The 14,652-nt window shown below is 64.0% G+C and carries 11 protein-coding genes and 1 pseudogene; 4 read left to right on the top strand and 8 right to left on the bottom strand.

Going from position 1 to position 14,652, the window contains the following annotated elements; all coding sequences use genetic code 11:
• The first annotated feature begins 32 nt into the window (after nucleotides 1-32).
• A complete protein-coding gene (locus OH764_RS07495; RefSeq protein WP_498848579.1) occupies nucleotides 33-914 on the top strand; it encodes an NRDE family protein in 882 nt (293 codons plus the stop codon).
• On the opposite strand, the pseudogene OH764_RS07490 reads toward OH764_RS07495, so the two are convergent.
• The 5 genes and pseudogenes from OH764_RS07490 to OH764_RS07470 form a co-directional block, all read right to left on the bottom strand.
• Nucleotides 915-1,873: pseudogene (locus tag OH764_RS07490) on the bottom strand (alpha/beta hydrolase).
• Between the two features lie 79 nt (nucleotides 1,874-1,952).
• A complete protein-coding gene (locus tag OH764_RS07485; RefSeq protein WP_498848578.1) occupies nucleotides 1,953-2,846 on the bottom strand; it encodes an SDR family oxidoreductase in 894 nt (297 codons plus the stop codon).
• A gap of 100 nt (nucleotides 2,847-2,946) precedes the next feature.
• Nucleotides 2,947-3,945: an NADP-dependent oxidoreductase gene (locus OH764_RS07480; protein WP_498848577.1), complete on the bottom strand. Its 999-nt coding sequence runs from the start codon at nucleotides 3,943-3,945 to the stop codon at nucleotides 2,947-2,949.
• A 137-nt stretch (nucleotides 3,946-4,082) separates the two neighbouring features.
• Nucleotides 4,083-4,568: a PaaI family thioesterase gene (locus OH764_RS07475; protein WP_498848576.1), complete on the bottom strand. Its 486-nt coding sequence runs from the start codon at nucleotides 4,566-4,568 to the stop codon at nucleotides 4,083-4,085.
• A 208-nt stretch (nucleotides 4,569-4,776) separates the two neighbouring features.
• Complete coding sequence (locus tag OH764_RS07470; RefSeq protein WP_498848575.1) at nucleotides 4,777-6,303, bottom strand: aminotransferase-like domain-containing protein; 1,527 nt, start codon at nucleotides 6,301-6,303, stop codon at nucleotides 4,777-4,779.
• A gap of 214 nt (nucleotides 6,304-6,517) precedes the next feature.
• On the opposite strand from OH764_RS07470, the gene OH764_RS07465 reads away from it, so the two are divergent.
• Both OH764_RS07465 and OH764_RS07460 read left to right on the top strand, forming a co-directional pair.
• Nucleotides 6,518-6,874: a hypothetical protein gene (locus OH764_RS07465; RefSeq protein ID WP_498848574.1), complete on the top strand. Its 357-nt coding sequence runs from the start codon at nucleotides 6,518-6,520 to the stop codon at nucleotides 6,872-6,874.
• Nucleotides 6,875-7,024: 150 nt separating this feature from the next.
• Nucleotides 7,025-7,540 carry an LEA/WHy family protein gene (locus OH764_RS07460; protein ID WP_498848573.1) on the top strand — a complete coding sequence of 172 codons (516 nt, stop codon included), beginning with the start codon at nucleotides 7,025-7,027 and terminating at the stop codon, nucleotides 7,538-7,540.
• 24 nt (nucleotides 7,541-7,564) lie between these two features.
• On the opposite strand, the gene OH764_RS07455 is transcribed toward OH764_RS07460, so the two are convergent.
• The 3 genes from OH764_RS07455 to OH764_RS07445 form a co-directional block, all read right to left on the bottom strand.
• Nucleotides 7,565-8,743 carry a thiolase family protein gene (locus OH764_RS07455; RefSeq protein WP_498848572.1) on the bottom strand — a complete coding sequence of 393 codons (1,179 nt, stop codon included), beginning with the start codon at nucleotides 8,741-8,743 and terminating at the stop codon, nucleotides 7,565-7,567.
• Nucleotides 8,744-8,869: 126 nt separating this feature from the next.
• Nucleotides 8,870-10,954 (bottom strand): fatty acid oxidation complex subunit alpha FadB, encoded by a 2,085-nt coding sequence (locus OH764_RS07450; RefSeq protein ID WP_498848571.1) that lies wholly within the window; start codon nucleotides 10,952-10,954, stop codon nucleotides 8,870-8,872.
• A 182-nt stretch (nucleotides 10,955-11,136) separates the two neighbouring features.
• A complete protein-coding gene (locus OH764_RS07445; protein ID WP_498848570.1) occupies nucleotides 11,137-12,822 on the bottom strand; it encodes a fatty-acid--CoA ligase in 1,686 nt (561 codons plus the stop codon).
• Nucleotides 12,823-13,066: 244 nt separating this feature from the next.
• Here OH764_RS07445 and OH764_RS07440 point away from each other — a divergent pair, with 244 nt between their 5' ends.
• The gene (locus OH764_RS07440) at nucleotides 13,067-14,623 is read left to right on the top strand and encodes a protein adenylyltransferase SelO (protein ID WP_498848569.1); all 1,557 of its coding nucleotides are present in this window, start codon (nucleotides 13,067-13,069) and stop codon (nucleotides 14,621-14,623) included.
• Nucleotides 14,624-14,652: the final 29 nt, after the last annotated feature.

Below are 14,652 nucleotides of genomic sequence, written 5' to 3'. Positions count from 1 at the left end.
TTTCAGAAGTCCCCAATTGGGAGACGCCCCCGATGTGCCTGATTGTCTTCGACTGGCGGCCCGATGCGGTCGACGGCCCGATCTTCACGCTTGCCGCGAATCGCGACGAGTTCTTCCGGCGCACGGCCGAGCCGATCGCCTGGTGGCGCGACGCGCCGGGCGTGCTGGCCGGGCGGGACTTGCTCGGCGGCGGAACGTGGCTCGGCATGTCGCGCGACGGCCGTTTTGCCGCGCTGACCAACTACCGCGCGCCGCACGAGATGCGCGCCGATGCGCCGACTCGCGGCACGCTCGTCAGCGACTGGCTGGCTTCGGGCAGCGCCGGCAGGAATGGCAGTCAGAACGGCATGGAGAACGGCGGTGAGAACGGCGACCCGCACGAAACGCCGCTGGCCTATCTGCAACGCGTGGCGAAGACCGGCGACATGTACAACGGCTTTAACCTGCTGGTGGGTGACTGGACGCGCCGCGAACTCGCCTGGTACTGCAATCGCTCCAACGCCGCTCCCGCGCTGCTTACGCCCGGCACACACGGCATCTCGAACGCGGTGCTCGACACCGCGTGGCCGAAGCTCGTCAGAAAGCGGGCCGAATTGAGCGCGCTCCTCACGCGCAACTCGATGCCGCCGCTCGAGCGCCTGATCGACCTGATGCGCGACCCGCGCGTTGCCCCCGACGATGAGTTGCCTGCCACCGGCATTCCGCTCGAACGCGAGCGGGCGCTGTCGGCGGCATTCATCGAAACGCCGGAGTACGGCACGCGCGGCACGACGGCGCTGCGGGTAGTCGCGAACGCGGAGATGGTCAGCGTGGCGGTGGCCGAGCGAAGCGACGACAACGGCTCCCACCGGATCGCGCGCCCGGGCGACTTCGAGCGCAGCTTCGCGTTCAACGTCGAGCCGCAAATCGCGTAATCATTGCTCGCCGAATGCCCTGCGCAATGCCGCCGCGGCCTCCGCGTGCGCATGCGCAACATCGGGCACGAAGCCGCCCATCTTGTAGAACTCGTGGATCATGCCCGGGTAGCGTCTGAGCGTGACTTCGTTGCCGTGGTCGCGCAGCTTCCGCGCATAGGCATCCCCTTCGTCACTCAACGGATCGTATTGGCAGTCGCGATCCAGGCGGGCGCGAGTCCGCCGAAGTCGGGTGCGCCGCGTGTGCCGTCAAGCGGTGCAAAACGCCAGTCGTCACGATCGCTCGCGTCGCGTACGTAGTGATCGAAAAACCATTGAATCGTCTCGCCCGATAGCAGGAAGCCGTCGGCAAGGCGCGAGTGCGAATCGGTCTCCTGATAACCGGTCGTACCGGGATAGATCAGCAACTGCAGAGAAAGCGCGATGCTGGCGTCGCGCGCGAGCACCGCGCAAACCGTGGCGAGCGTGCCGCCCGCGCTGTCACCGCCTACCGCAAGCCGCCCGGCGTCGATGCCGAATTCCGCGGCGTGCACATGCAGCCAGAAGAGCGCGTCGAAAGCGTCGTTGACGGCGGTCGGGAACTTGTGTTCGGGCGCGAGCCGGTAATCGACCGACAGCATCGTGCATTTTCCGTCGCGCGCAAACATGCGGCACAGCGCATCGTGCGTATCGACGCTGCCGACCGTGAAGCCGCCACCGTGATAGTAGATCAATGCAGGAGCCGGCTCGGCCCAGCTCGGCTCGACGGCCTGATAAAGACGCGCGCGAATCGTTGCGCCGTCGCGCGTCGGTACGCGCAGGTCTTCGACGGCAAACATCGGGGCGCTCGCAATCTCGAGAATCGGCGCACTCTTCTCATAGGACGCGCGCGCCGCTTGCGCGGTCATCTCATGGAGCTTCGGACGCTTTGCGCGCGCGATCATGTCGAGCACCTGCTCGATCTTCGGGTTCAGCGGCATGTGACGCAGATAACGTTAGACGGCGCATACGCGCCGCAGGTTGGAAAGGCGCACGCGACACTGCGCGCAACGAGCGGCGCTAGTCGGAATCCGCCTGCCTGACTTCGGGTTTCAGCGACATCGGATCGGTGGGATCGCGCAACTGCTCGATGTCCTCGTGACGCAGTCTCACCGTTTCCATGATGGCTGGGTGCGTGATGATATAGAAACGGCGCTCGGCGATAGCCTCGAATGTGATGCCGGCGACATCAGCGGCACTGAGCTTGCCCGATTGCACCGCGCGCTGCAGTTGCTTGCCCGCAGCGATCTGCGAGCGCGTCGGGCGGCTCTCGTTGCGAAGTTCGGCGGGCCGCGAGCGCTCGGCATCGGCGATGCCCGTGGGCACGAACGCGGGGCACAGCAGCGAACAGCCGACGCGGTGGCTCGCCTCACGACCGGACTGCGCGATTTGCAGGTCGTGATACAGCGTCTCGGTGAGCGACACGACCGCATGTTTGGACGCGTTGTAGACGCCCATCGCGGGCGGCGACAGCAGCCCCGCGACTGATGCGGTGTTAACGATATGCGCTGGTTCGTTCTGCGCCAGCATGATCGGCGCAAACGCACGCACGCCGTGCGCGACGCCCATTACGTTGACCCCGAACACCCACGACCAGTCGTTGGCGGAACTCTCCCACAGCAAGCCGCCCGAGCCCACGCCCGCGTTGTTGAACAACAGATGCACCTTGCCGAACGCATCGAGCGCTGCTTGCGCGAGCGCCTCGACCTGCGTTGCGCTCGACACGTCGGTCGGCACGCCGATCGCTTCCGCACCGGCCGCACGCAACATATCGACGGCCTGCGCGAGCGCGTCGGGGTTCACGTCCGCGAGCACGAGCTTCATGCCGAGCGCCGCGCCTTTCTGCGCAAACGCGAGGCCGAAGCCGCTGGCCGCGCCGGTGATGACCGCCACCTTGCCTGCAAATTCGAACATCCGTGGACTCCTTTGTGTGCGGCTGCAAGTGCGGCTGCAAGTGCGGCTGCAAGTGCGGCTCCAGACGTTTCCAACCGCCTGCCGCCGCCATGACCTCACATCAGATCAATCGCACAAGCTGTTTGCCGAAATTCTTGCCTTTCAGCAAGCCGATGAACGCTTCGGGCGCCGCATCGAGCCCTTGCGCGATGCTCTCGCGATAGTGCAGTTTTTTCTGCGCGACCAGCGTGCCAAGCTGCTTGAGCGCTTCAGGCCAGACGTCCATATGCTCGCTGACAATAAAGCCCTGCACGAGCAGGCGCTGCGTCAATATCAGCGACGGGTGCTTGAGCGGCACCGGCTGGCCGTCGTAGCCCGCAATGTATCCGCAGAGGGCGATGCGGCCGAACGGGTTCATGCGTGCAAGCGTCGCGTCGAGCACTTCGCCACCGACGTTCTCGAAGCAACCATCGACGCCGTGCGGCGTCGCCGCCTTCAGGTCCTGATAGAGGTTGCCGGCCTTGTAGTCGATGCACGCGTCGAAACCAAGCGTCTCCACCACATAGCGGCACTTCTGCGGACCGCCCGCGATGCCCACTGCCCGAGCGCCGGCCTCTTTCGCCAGTTGGCCGACCACACTGCCCACTGCTCCGCTTGCCGCGCTGACCACGACCGTCTCGCCGGCCTTCGGCGCGATGATCCGGTTCAATCCGTACCACGCCGTCACGCCCGGCATGCCGACCGGTCCGAGATAAGCCGACAGCGGCACATGCGTGTCGTCGACTTTCTGAATGCCCGCACCGTTCGACGTGCCGTACTCCTGCCAGCCGAACATAGCGACGACCTTGTCGCCGACCGCAAACTTCTCATTCTTCGATTCGACCACCTCGCCGACCGTGCCGCCGATCATGACTTCGTCGAGCGGTTGAGGCGGCGCATACGACTTGCTGTCGTTCATGCGACCGCGCATGTATGGGTCGAGCGACAGATAGTGATTACGCACACGCACTTCTCCATCGGCGAGCGGTGCAAGCGGCGTTTCGACGAGGCGGAAGTTCTCGGGCGTAACGGCGCCTTGCGGCCGCGAAGCCAGCACGAACTGACGGTTGATCTGTGGCATGACATCGTCTCCTTGATTTGCTGCTTCTGCTGATGGTGAAGACCGGTTACAGGTTGCCGGGCGCATATCGCTACGGTTGCAGCGAGCCGTGCACCCGGCCTGCGCCCCGACAATGCGGATCGAAACGCCGCATGTGCTCAGCCGTCGCTAGGACCGGGTTTCGCCGATGGGTCGCTGCGCAAGCGTTGACGCGTCACGTCGCGGCCCACGGCGAGACGGCGCATATATTTGAACGTGCCGAGCGCCTTGGCGACGAAGTGCCCTTCGCTGTCGCGGATCTCGCCTTCGCAATACGCCATCGTCGTGGAGCGGTGCAGCACGCGGCCTGTCGCGCGCAACTCACCGCGGCCGGGCTGCATGAAGTTGACCTTCATTTCGACCGTGACCACGCCGACACCGTCGCCCGCGAGGCTGCGCGCGGCCATCGCGAGCGCAACGTCGGCAAGCGTCATGGTTACGCCGCCGTGTGCGACGTCCCACGTGTTCATATGCTCCGGCAGCAAAGGCAGCATCACTTCGCTGACGCCGTCCGCCGCCGACACCAGTTGAGCGCCGAGCCGGTCGACAAAGGGGCTCTCAGGCAGCGACGCGTCCGTCGCGGTGGATGAAGATGAATCGGTCATTGCGGCTTCAGTTGACTTGTCTTGACATGAGGGCGGCGCAACTCGCGATGATGTGCAAACAGCAGCATGCACGCGACGACGCACCGCGACAAAGGAGAGGAAATGATACCCGCTATGGCACTGTGCAGTGTCGAGCGACGCTTCGGCTCAACGGGCTTAACGGGCTAAACCGGTTCACCGGCCTCACCGTATTCAACGAGCGCGGTGCTCACGCCGCTTGTGTCGCCGCCCGAGCGGCCATCGCTGTCGCAAGCCGGCCGAGCTTGAGCACGGCTTCATCCGCGAGTTCGAGGTCCGTGCTCGGACAACTGAGCCTGATGAACCGATCGAAGCGGCCCGCGTTCGAAAACACAGTGCCCGGCATCACGCGGATGCGTTGCTTCAAAGCGGCATCGAACAACGCGACCGACGACACCGCGTGCGGCAACTCGATCCAGAAGAACATACCGCCAGCGGGTGGCGTAAAACGCGTTCCATCGGGAAAGGAGGCGCCGATTGCCGCCGACATCCGCTCCCGCTGCAGCCTCAAACGGTCGCGCAGACGCCGCAAATGCCGTTCATACGCGTTCGTTTCGAGAAACTCGGCAAGCACGACTTGCGACAGTTGTTCGTTGTGACGCGACTGCGCAAACTTCAGCATGCCGATACGCGGATGCCAGCGCCCGCCGTTGATCCAGCCGATCCGCATGCCGGGCGCGAGGGTCTTGTTGAACGACGTGCAGTGGATCACGGTGCCGTCGGTGTCCCACGCCTTCAGCGAGCGCAGCGGCTGCGCGCTATCGACAAGCTCGCGATACGGGTCGTCTTCGATCAGCGCGACGCGGGCTCGCGCGCACAGTTCGACCAGCCTTGCCTTGTGCGGATCGGGCATCACGCTACCAAGCGGATTCTGCAAATTCGGCACGACGACGACGGCCTTGATGTCGGGATGCGTTTGCAACGCGAATTCGAGTGCCTCAATGGCGAGCCCGCTCGTCGGGCTCGCTGGAATTTCGAGTGCGCGCAGCCCGAGGCTTTCCAGCGCCTGGAGCAAGCCGAAGAAACAAGGCGACTCGACGGCAACGGTGTCGCCCGGTTGCGTCACCGCTCGCAGCGCAAGATTGACGGCCTCGATGCCGCCGTGCGTCATGATGATGTCGTCCGCGCCAATCTGAATGCCCGCTTCCAGCGCGCGGCGCGCAATGATCGCGCGTAACGCCGGGTCGCCCTGGTCGGGCCCGACCGCGGTCAGCAATGTGGGCCGCCTGCGCAACGCGCGCAGCGCGGCTTTTTGCAACGCGTCAGTCGGATAAAGGTCAGCGGAAGCGGTTGCGCCGCCCAGATTGAATGCGTCCGGATGGCGCTGATATTGCGAGACGATCGCCGATATCGCCGAGTGAATACCGACGAACTGAGCGGCCTGCGGCAGAGCCGCGAGATCGGGCTCCGAAGCAGCCGGCAACGCAGCGCGTTGCGAAGCGCGCACGAAGTACCCGGCGCGCGGCCGCGCCTCGATTAGCGCTTCGCGTTCCAACACGCGATAGCTCTCGGTCGCCGTCGCGAGACTTACGCCGTGGCGCTGCATGAATGCGCGCATGGAAGGCATGCGCTCGCCGGGACGCAGCACGCCGTTGCGGATTGCGCGACGATAGTGGCCAGCCAGTTGACGATAAAGCGGCTCGCTCGCCGGCAAAACGTCCGCAGGCGCGAGGTCCGCGCGCTGCCCGGAATGCTCGGACTGCATAACGGTGTCCATGGTGGTGTCCGTGTGCATGTAGGTGGGTCGGCTCATCAACCGATGGTGCGCACTGCGGCGGCGCCGCGACAGATACACGTTCTTTGCATTTCGACCGATACAGCGCGCCAAACCGCCGTCTTGTAGCGGTTCAGATTGCCGATAACTGCGGCTGTCTTCAAAGTCACCTGCTCAATATGCTGGATGGCATGCAAACGGTCTTAAGGAAACGGTCATGTCAACTCGCCCCGACGCCAATCTGTCCCGCCTCGCTGCCGGTCAAGTCGCCCTGCAGGACGTGCGCGCAAGAAGCACCGTCGTTGCCGTTGAGGGCGATCTGCAACTGGCGTTTCGCGATCATTCGCTTGCCTGGCTCGGCGATGCCGTTCCGTTGACGTCCGTCACCTTGCACGAAGGCCAGTGCTTCGTGGCGCGGCAACACGGCATGATATCGATTAGTGCCGCGGATGCGCGGGCCGCTGCCTTCGTGGTGCAACTGTCGCTTGCCGAAAACAGAGGCAGCAGCGCGACGGGTCGAGCCCTGCTCTGGTTGACCGCATTCGTGAAAGCGACGCTGCGGCGCGCTGCTTGAGAGGAAGCATGAGACGAAGCATGAGACGAACAGAAGACTAAACACGAGCGGTACCTGAGCGACTCATCCAGGAAGCCGCATGAGAGGCGCCCGCGCGCCTGAGTTCGCCAGCTACAATGCATGACCCCATCGCTCTTCGAGGTGCCGGCCATGTCCTTCGTCCGCATGCTGTTCAGCGCGCGTTTGTGCCGCGTGACCGCGTTATGCGCTGTATTCGCGCTTACGGTGAGCGGCTGCGCCGGATTCTTCGGCGATCCGTTACGCGTGAGCGTCGCTGGCATCGAACCGATGGACAGCCAAGGCTTCGAGATGCGTTTCAACGTCAAACTGCGCGTGCAAAATCCGAACGATTCGGCGATCAGCTTCAACGGCGTGTCGCTCGATCTGGAACTGAACGGCAAGCCGTTCGCGAGCGGCGTCAGCGACCAGAGCGGCACCGTGCCGCGCTTCGGCGAAACTATTGTCAATGTGCCGTTGACGGTACCCGCGTTTTCCGCGGTTCGCCAGGCGTTCGCGTTCGCCGGTGTGATGCAGGGCAGCACCGCGCAGTCGGGCCAGATTCCGTACATTATGCGAGGCAAGCTCGCCGGCGGCCTGACCGGCACGACGCGCTTCGTCGAGCAGGGCGCGTTGAGCCTGCCCTCGACGGGCATGGCCCTGCCCTGATCACGCGCTCTGCCGACCACGCGGTCAAGCGACTTCGAACAGCCCCGCCGCGCCCTGCCCGCCGCCGATACACATCGTCACCACGACGAGCTTCGCGCCGCGCCGCTTGCCTTCGATCAGCGCATGTCCGGTGAGCCGCGCGCCCGACACGCCGTACGGATGGCCGACCGCAATCGCGCCACCGTCGACATTCAGACGGTCATGCGGAATGCCGAGCTTGTCGGCGCAATACAGCACCTGCACCGCAAACGCTTCGTTCAATTCCCACAGATCGATGTCCTCGACTTTCAGGCCTGCCTGCTTGAGCAGCTTCGGCACGGCGAAAACAGGGCCGATGCCCATCTCGTCCGGTTCGCAGCCGGCCACCGCGAAACCCCGGAAAATACCGAGCGGCTGCAGCCCTTCGCGCTCCGCGACTTTCGCGTTCATCACCACGCAAGCGGACGCACCGTCTGAGAACTGGCTCGCGTTGCCCGCCGTGATGACGCCGCCCGGCAGCGCGGTGCGGATCTTCGATACGCCTTCAAGCGTCGTGTCCGCGCGAATGCCCTCGTCGCCGCTGACCGTCACTTCTTTCGTGTACAAGCGGCCGGTCGCTTTGTCGGCGACACCCGCGAGCACCGTCAACGGCACGATCTCGTCCTTGAACTTGCCGGCTTCCAGCGCCGCTGCGGCGCGCTGCTGTGAGCGCACGCCGTACTCGTCCTGACGCTCTTTCGAAATCGAATAGCGTTTTGCGACGTTCTCGGCGGTCTGCAGCATCGACCAATAGATTTCCGGCTTGTTCTTGCTGAGCCAACCGTCGGTCAACATGTGCTGGTTCATCTCGTTCTGCACGCACGAGATCGATTCGACGCCGCCCGCGACGAACACGTCGCCCTCGCCGGCAATCACGCGCTGAGCGGCCAGCGCGATAGTTTGCAATCCCGACGAACAGAAACGGTTCACCGTCATGCCCGGCACGCTGACCGGCAAGCCGGCGCGCAGCGCGATCTGCCGTGCGATGTTCATGCCGGTCGCGCCTTCAGGATTGGCGCAACCCATGATCACGTCCTCGACGCGCGCCGGGTCCAGCTTCGCCCGTTCGACGGCGGCGTGCGTTACATGCCCGCCGAGCGTCGCGCCATGCGTCATGTTGAAACCGCCGCGCCATGATTTGGCGAGCCCCGTGCGGGCGGTCGATACGATTACGGCGTCAGTCATGCGAGTCTCCTGCGTATAGATGGCGAGGGTGGCGCGTGCGTTCCGTGCGGGCGATATCGCCGCCGCGCCGCAATAACGCGCGCCACCGCTGTGGTTCGATATGAGCGGCGTGTGCCGTGCGCGGCGTCAGCCGTTAAAGCCCCGGCCTTGGGCCGCAAGTTCGGCGATGCTGGGCGCCAACTGCCACGCGTCGCCATTCGGCTGCGATGCGTAGCGGCGAATTGCGCGCTCGACGTTGTAGAGGCCGACGGTGTCCGCGTACAGCATCGGGCCGCCGCGATAAAGCGGGAAGCCATAGCCGGTCAGATACACCATGTCGATGTCCGACGGCTTCGATGCAATCCCTTCTTCGAGAATCTTCGCGCCTTCATTGACGAGCGCGAATACGAGACGCTCGACGATCTCGTCGTCGCCGATCTTGCGGCGCTGCGTGTTCGTTTCGTTCGAGTAAGCGACGATCATCTCGTCGACCAGTTTTGATGGATGCGCGGTGCGGTCGCCCGCCTTGTAGTCGTACCAGCCGCCGCCGGTTTTCTGGCCGAAGCGCCCCGTCTCGCACAGGCGGTCGGCGATCTTCGAATAATGCATCTCCGGATGTTCGTCGTAGCGGCGCTTGCGGATCGCCCAGCCGATGTCATTGCCGGCCAGATCGCTCATGCGGAACGGTCCCATTGCGAAGCCGAACTTCTCGATCGCCCGATCGACTTGTGCAGGCAGCGCGCCCTCTTCGAGCATGAACAGCGCCTGGCGGATGTACTGCTCGATCATCCGGTTGCCGATGAAGCCGTCGCACACGCCCGACACCACCGCCGTCTTCTTGATCTTTTTCGCAAGTTTCATGACGGTGGCGAGCACGTCTTTCGCGGTTTGCTTGCCGCGCACCACTTCAAGGAGCTTCATGACGTTGGCCGGGCTGAAGAAATGCATGCCGACCACGTCTTGCGGCCGCCTGGTAAACGCGGCGATCTTGTCCACGTCGAGCGTCGACGTGTTCGACGCCAGGATCGCGCCGGACTTCGCCACTTCGTCGAGACGCTTGAACACCTGCTCCTTGACGCCGAGTTCCTCGAACACCGCTTCGATGATCAGGTCGGCGTTCTTCAGGTCGTCGTACGAAAGCGTGGGCGTAATCAGCGCCATCCGCTCTTCGAGCGCTTCGGGCTTGAGCTTGCCCTTCTTCACAGTCGCTTCGTAGTTCTTGCGGATCGTGGCGAGGCCGCGGTCAAGCGCATCCTGTTTCGTTTCGAGCAGCGTGACGGGAATGCCGGCGCTGATGAAGTTCATCGCGATGCCGCCGCCCATCGTGCCCGCACCGATGACCGCGACCTGGCGGATCTCGCGCACTGGCGTATCGGCAGGCACGTCGGGAATCTTGCTCGCGGCGCGCTCGCCGAAGAACGCGTGACGCAGCGCACGGCTCTCGGGCGTTTGCACGAGCGCGACGAAGCATTCGCGCTCGACCGCGAGGCCTTTGTCGAAGCCGTTCTTCACACCGGCTTCAACTGCGTCGATACATTTCAGCGGCGCGGGGAAATTCTTGGCGACGGTCGCGACACTATTGCGTGCAAACTGGATAAAGCCTTCGGCGTTCGGATGCTCGATCTTGCGCTCGCGCACTTTCGGATGCGGGCCTTCTTTTGCGCCGACCTTGCGCGCGAACGCGAGCGCCGCTTCAGCGAGATCGCCGTCCGCGAGTTCGTCGAAGAGACCGGATCGGGCGAGGTCCTGCGACATGACAGGCGCGCCGGAAACGATCATGTTGAGCGCGGCTTCGAGGCCGATTGCACGCGGCAGACGCTGAGTGCCTCCCGCGCCCGGCAAGATGCCGAGCTTGACTTCGGGTAACGCGATCTGCGCGCCGGGCGCGGCGATCCGGTAGTGCGCGCCCAGCGCGAGTTCGAGCCCGCCGCCCATCGCGACGCTGTGGATCGCCGCCACAACCGGTTTCGCGCTGCCTTCAACGGTCTTGATGACGGTGGCGAGCGTCGGCTCCTGGGTGGCTTTCGGCGTATTGAATTCGGTGATGTCGGCGCCGCCCGAGAAGGCTTTGCCCGCGCCCGTCAGCACGATGGCCTTGATGGCCGCATCGTTCTGCGCCCGCTCGACGCCCTCGACGATTCCCGCCCGGGTCGACAGGCCGAGGCCGTTGACGGGAGGATTGTTCAGCGTGATGACGGCCACGCCGTCATGGGTTGTGTAGTCCACTGCCATCTGCCTGCCTCCATGCGATGCATCGCATCCTTGAGATGAGGCGGCGCAGCGCGCCGCCCGACCGGGTCCACCTGACAACTGATGTCTGGCTTCAGTGCTCCAACCTTCGTCCCGAGTTCAGGTCGGCCGTTCCGGTGTCAGCAGGCAGAATACACAAAAAAGCACGCTCGTTCAATTTATCGTCAGCCGGGGTTTCCCCTGGCGAGCGGGCAGTCTCCCTCGAACATCTGGGCTTCCAGCGCCGACGGCAGCACGTGATCGCGGAAGATTTCGCGCAGCTTCAGCTTTTGCAGCTTGCCCGTGGCCGTATGCGGCAATTCGTCGACGAACACCACGTCGTCCGGGATCCACCATTTGGCGACCTTGCCGTCGTAGAACGCGAGCAGCTCTTCGCGCGTCACGTCGAAACCCGCGCGTTTGACCACGGCCAGCAGCGGACGCTCCGTCCATTTCGGATGCGCGCATGCGATGCACGCCGCCTCCGCTACCGCCGGATGGGCAATGGCGACGTTCTCGATGTCGATCGAACTGATCCACTCGCCTCCCGACTTGATGACGTCCTTCGAGCGGTCCGTGATCTGCAAAAAGCCATCCCGGTCGATGGTCGCGACGTCGCCGGTCGGAAACCAGCCGTCCACGAGCGGCGAGTCGTCCTTGCGGAAATACCGGTCGATCACCCAAGGCCCACGCACATACAGATCGCCGAACGCGACGCCGTCCCACGGCAACTCCGTACCGTCTTCGCCGACGATCTTCATATCGACGCCGTAAAGCGCATGTCCCTGCTTCTCAAGCAGTTTGCGCTGCTCAGCCAACGGGCGCTGCGATTGCTCCCACGTGAGCTTCGCCAACGTGCCGAGCGGCGACATTTCGGTCATGCCCCATGCGTGAATGACCTGTACGCCGTAGTCGTCCTCGAAAGTGCGCAGCATCGCGGGCGGACACGCGGAGCCGCCGATCACCGTGCGCTCGAGCGACGAAAAGCGCACGCCGGCTTCACGCAGATAGTTCAACAGGCCGAGCCAGACTGTCGGCACGCCAGCCGAATAAGTGACGCGCTCGCGCTCCATCAGTTCGAACAGCGACTTGCCGTCCAGGTCCTTGCCTGGAAACACGAGCTTTGCGCCGGTGAGCGGCGCGGCGTGCGGGATGCCCCACGCGTTGACATGGAACATAGGGACGACTGGCAGCACGGAATCGCGCGCGGACAGGCTCATTGCGTCAGGCAGCGACGCACCGAACGCATGCAGCACCGTCGACCGATGCGAGTACAGCGCGCCTTTCGGGTTGCCCGTGGTACCTGACGTATAGCAGAGATAGGACGCCTGACGCTCGTCGATTGGCGGCCATTCGAAATTGCCGTCCTGTGCGTTCATGAGCGTTTCGTAACTCAGCACGGGCGTTTGCATCGCCGGCAAATGTGCTTCGTCGGCGAGAGCGATCCAGCCGCGCACTTTCGGGCATTGCGGCGCCAGGCCGTCGACTAGCGGCGCGAAGGTCGTGTCGAACAGCACGTAGGCATCGTCGGCATGATTGATGATGTACGCAATCTGATCGGGAAAAAGGCGCGGGTTGATCGTGTGGCACACGGCGCCGAATCCGGTCGTGCCGTAATAGGTTTCGAGATGCCGGTAGCCGTTCCACGCCAGTGTCGCGACCCGCTCACCGGAATGAACGCCGAGCGCGATCAAAGCCTGCGCGAGCTGCTTTGCGCGCCGTTCGCAATCGCGATAGGTGTAGCGATGAATGTCGCCTTCGATACGCCGCGACACGATCTCGGTGCTGCCGAAATGCCGCGCGGCGTGGGCGAGCAGCGAGGACACGGTGAGAGGCACATCCATCATCTGACCGAGCAGCGGCATCGTCATAAAGGGTCGTCTCCTGGCCTTTTTCTTTTCAGGGTTTGGACATTGAAGCGCCGTTCGGGAGAAACCGGCGCGGCAGTGAAATTGCTGAAGCAAGCGACAGGCGAGTCACGCATCCGCCACCACTGGAATGTTCGTATCGGGCACGCGCGGACCATACACGGGACCATACATGGGCCAAATGCCGGGCCGCCAGCAGCGCCGCGGGTGCGGACTTACAATATCGGTTAATAGTGAGGCGCTCAACATGTCGTTTTCCCCAAGCATTGCAGGCCTATCCGGGCCTCTGGCGGCACTTTCCGAACTTCTTACCAACCCCACCGAAAGCGCGTTTGCGCGGCTTGGCAGCACGTTTCTCACGCGTCTGCCAGCCACGCCGCTGAGCGCGCCGTACCTGGTCGGTTTTTCCGCCGGCACCGCCGCGCTGCTCGGGTTAGAGCCGGGCCTCGAAAAAGATCCTGCGTTCGCCGAGCTGTTTTCGGGCAACAGCACCCGCGAATGGCCAGCCGAGGCGCTCCCGTATGCGTCGGTGTACTCGGGGCACCAGTTCGGCGTGTGGGCGGGACAGCTCGGCGACGGCCGCGCGCTCGGACTCGGCGAAGTCGAACATGCGGGTCAGCGGCTCGAGTTGCAGTTAAAAGGCGCCGGGCGCACGCCGTATTCGCGCATGGGCGACGGGCGCGCGGTGCTGCGCTCGTCGATTCGTGAGTTTCTCTGTTCGGAAGCCATGCATCACCTCGGCATTCCGACCACGCGCGCGCTGTGCGTGATCGGCTCGGACCAGCCGGTGCGGCGCGAGGAGGTCGAAACCGCCGCCGTCGTCACGCGCGTTGCGCCGAGCTTCGTGCGCTTCGGCCACTTCGAGCACTTCTATTCGAACGACCGCACCGACGCGCTGCGCGCGCTCGCGGATCATGTGATCGAGCGCTTCTATCCGCATTGCCGCGAAGCCGACGATCCGTATCTCGCGTTGCTGAACGAGGCGGTGTTGTCCACGGCGGATCTAATGGTCGAATGGCAGGCAGTGGGCTTCTGCCACGGCGTGATGAACACGGACAACATGTCGATCCTCGGCTTGACCATCGACTATGGTCCGTTCGGCTTCATGGACGGCTTCGACGCCGGCTACATCTGCAATCACTCCGACTCCCAGGGGCGTTATGCGTACCGGATGCAACCGCAGATCGCGTACTGGAATCTCTTCTGCCTTGCGCAAGGACTGCTGCCGCTGCTTGGCGAACGCTATGAACAAAGCGCGCGCAACGACAAAGCCATTGAAGACGCGCAACGCGTGCTCGGCGGTTTCAAGGAGCGTTTCGGCCCGGCGCTCGAGCGGCGCATGGCGGCGAAGCTCGGTCTCGAAACCGTGCACGACGGCGACGCGCAGCTGGTCAACCGGTTGTTCGACGTGATGCATGCGAACCGGGCGGATTTCACGCTGACTTTTCGCAACCTCGCCCGTATGTCGAAACACGACGCGAGCGGCGATGCGCCGGCGCGCGATCTGTTCCTCGACCGCGCTGCGTTCGACGCCTGGGCGAACGAGTATCGTGAGCGCCTGTCCCATGAAACACGCGACGACGCCGCGCGCGCCATTGCAATGAACCGTGTGAACCCCAAATTCATCCTTCGCAATCACCTGGCGGAAACGGCCATCCGCCACGCGAAAGAGAAAGATTTTTCCGAACTTGAGCGTCTGGCCGCGGTGCTGCGTCGTCCGTTCGACGAACAGCCCGAGCACGAAGCGTATGCCGGGTTGCCGCCCGACTGGGCAAGCTCGCTGGAAGTCAGCTGCTCGTCATGACCCGCAAGCTGCAAGCCGCTCTCATTACA

Source organism: Burkholderia sp. M6-3, assembly GCF_050858985.1.
In the GTDB taxonomy this organism is placed as follows: domain Bacteria; phylum Pseudomonadota; class Gammaproteobacteria; order Burkholderiales; family Burkholderiaceae; genus Paraburkholderia; species Paraburkholderia caledonica.
This window is presented reverse-complemented; position numbering and strand designations above follow the sequence as displayed.